Below are 2,122 nucleotides of genomic sequence, written 5' to 3' on the forward strand. Positions count from 1 at the left end.
CGTCGACGTCGACGACGTGGACCCCCGGCAGCCCCCGGACCCACCCGGCGTCGGTGCCGACGACGAGGCGGTGCAGGACGCGCCCCCGTCGGCGGAGGTCGTCCACCGTCCCGCGGGCGACGACCCGCCCGCGCGCCAGGACGACGAGGTGGTCGCAGAGCCGTTCCACCAGGTCGAGCTGATGCGAGGAGAACAGCACGGGCACACCCTGGCTGGTGTACTCGCGCAGCAGGTCGACCATCGAGTCGACGGCGACCGGGTCGAGACCCGAGAAGGGTTCGTCGAGGACGAGCAGTTCCGGTCCGCCGATGACCGCCGCGACGATCTGGACGCGCTGCTGATTGCCCAGTGACAGCGATTCGAGCTTGTCCGCCGTGCGGTCGCCGAGCCCGAACCGCCCGAGCAGCTCGGTCGCCGAGCGTCGTGCCCCCTCCGGACTGCGCCCCTGGAGTCTGCCGAGGTAGACGAGTTGGTCGAGGATCGGCTGCTTGGGATACAGCCCGCGTTCCTCGGGCATGTACCCGAAGGTGCGACGATCCGCGACGGTCACCTCCCGGCCACGCCATGTGACCGTGCCGGCGGAGGGCTGCAGCACGCCCATGATCATCCGCATGGTGGTGGTCTTCCCGGCGCCGTTGCCGCCGACGAAGCCGGTCATCGCCCCTCGCGGGACCTCGAATCCGACATCGTCCACGGCGAGGGTCTCCCCGAAGCGTCGGGTGAGCCCGTCGAGTTCCAGCATGGTGTCCTCCCTGGTGTCCTGTACCGGGTCCACGCTATGGCCGACGGGTGGCCCGGCGGATCAGCCGGGAGGATGACATCTCCGGGGTCGGTCGGACGGGTCTCCCCCTCAGGGGGGAGACGGTCGGCGGACGGCCGCCGGGGGCGTCGCGGTCATTCGCCGGGCTGGACGAGACCGGCCTCGTAGGCCAGGACGACCGCCTGGACGCGGTCGCGGAGGTGGAGTTTGGACAGGCACGCCGACACGTGGGTCTTGACCGTGGCCTCGCCCACGACCAGCGTCCGCGCGATCTCCGCGTTGGACAACCCCCGCGCGACCAGACGCAGGACCTCGGTCTCCCGGGCCGTGAGCAGGTCCAGGGAGGGCGGACGAGATCCTGCGCCGGCGGGGGTGGGGGCGCGGCCATCCGACGGGACAGGAGTGGTCAGTCTCTCGATGACCCGACGCGTGACCTCGGGCGCGAGCAGCGCGTGACCGTGGCCCACGGCCCGGACCCCGTCGACCAGGTCCTCCGGGTCGGAGTTCTTGAGCAGGAATCCGCTCGCCCCGGCCCGCAGTGCGTCGAACAGGTAGTCGTCCCGGTCGAACGTGGTGAGGATCAGGACCTTGGACAGGTCCTCTGCGGTGATGAGCCGCGTCGCCTCGATGCCGTCGGTGCCCGGCATCTGCACGTCCATCAACACCACGTCGGGGCGCAGCCGCCGGCACATCTCGACCGCCTCCGCGCCGTCGGCGGCGTCGCCGATCACCTCCAGGTCCGGTTCCACGCCGAGCATCATCGAGAATCCGGAGCGCATGAGCGCCTGGTCGTCCACCACGAGGATCCGCAGGACCGCGGTGGAGTCCTCGCCCACCGCGGAATCGGGTCCCGCCGAGTTGTCGCTCATTCCCGGTCGGCGTCCACGTCGGGGCGGTAGGGCAGACGCACCCGCACCCGGTAGCCGCCGGTCACCCGGGGGCCGATCTCGCACTCGCCGCCGTGGGAGCGCACCCGTTCGCGCATGCCCAGCAGTCCCAGTCCGCTCCCCGAGGTCCCCGCCCGGGGGCGTCCGGCGTCGGTGATCTCCACCTCCGCGTACGGGTTCCCGCCCGGGTTCTCGCCGGTGCGCAGGACCACTCCCGCGCGGTCGGCGGTGGAGTGTCGCCGGACGTTGGCCAGTGCCTCCTGCGCGGTGCGGTACAGGGACAGACCGACGATCGGCGGGACCTCCTCGAGCGGGTGGCCCGTGCCGGTGACCACCGAGACGCTGGTGGAGAAGTCGGCTGAGTCGTGGGAGGCGGCCAGCCGCTCGATGTCGGTGACCCCGTGTCCCGCGGAGCGGGAGGGATCGCCGGTGGAGGCCGGGTCGCCGGCGGGGGCCGGGTCGCCGGCGGGGGCCG

The 2,122-nt window shown here is 72.3% G+C and carries 3 protein-coding genes; all 3 read right to left on the reverse strand.

Translation table 11 applies throughout. From position 1 onward, the window contains the following. Nucleotides 1-742, reverse strand: a 742-nt coding sequence (locus G6020_RS13455) for an ATP-binding cassette domain-containing protein (protein ID WP_182610965.1), incomplete at its 3' end; no start/stop codon positions are given. A gap of 152 nt (nt 743-894) precedes the next feature. Continuing rightward, nucleotides 895-1,629, reverse strand: a complete 735-nt coding sequence (locus G6020_RS13460; protein WP_182610966.1) for a response regulator transcription factor — start codon at nt 1,627-1,629, stop codon at nt 895-897. Continuing rightward, nucleotides 1,626-2,122 (reverse strand): ATP-binding protein (locus tag G6020_RS13465; RefSeq protein WP_347238378.1); only part of this gene is annotated, 497 nt, incomplete at its 5' end. The genes G6020_RS13460 and G6020_RS13465, both read right to left, overlap by 4 nt.

It is taken from the genome of Dietzia sp. B19 (assembly GCF_014145155.1).
In the GTDB taxonomy this organism is placed as follows: Bacteria; Actinomycetota; Actinomycetes; order Mycobacteriales; family Mycobacteriaceae; genus Dietzia; species Dietzia natronolimnaea.

Excerpts from the sequence above, each read along its gene's own strand:
- G6020_RS13460 (WP_182610966.1), bottom strand. The coding sequence starts at position 1,629 with ATGAGCGACAACTCGGCGGGACCCGATTCCGCGGTGGGCGAGGACTCC.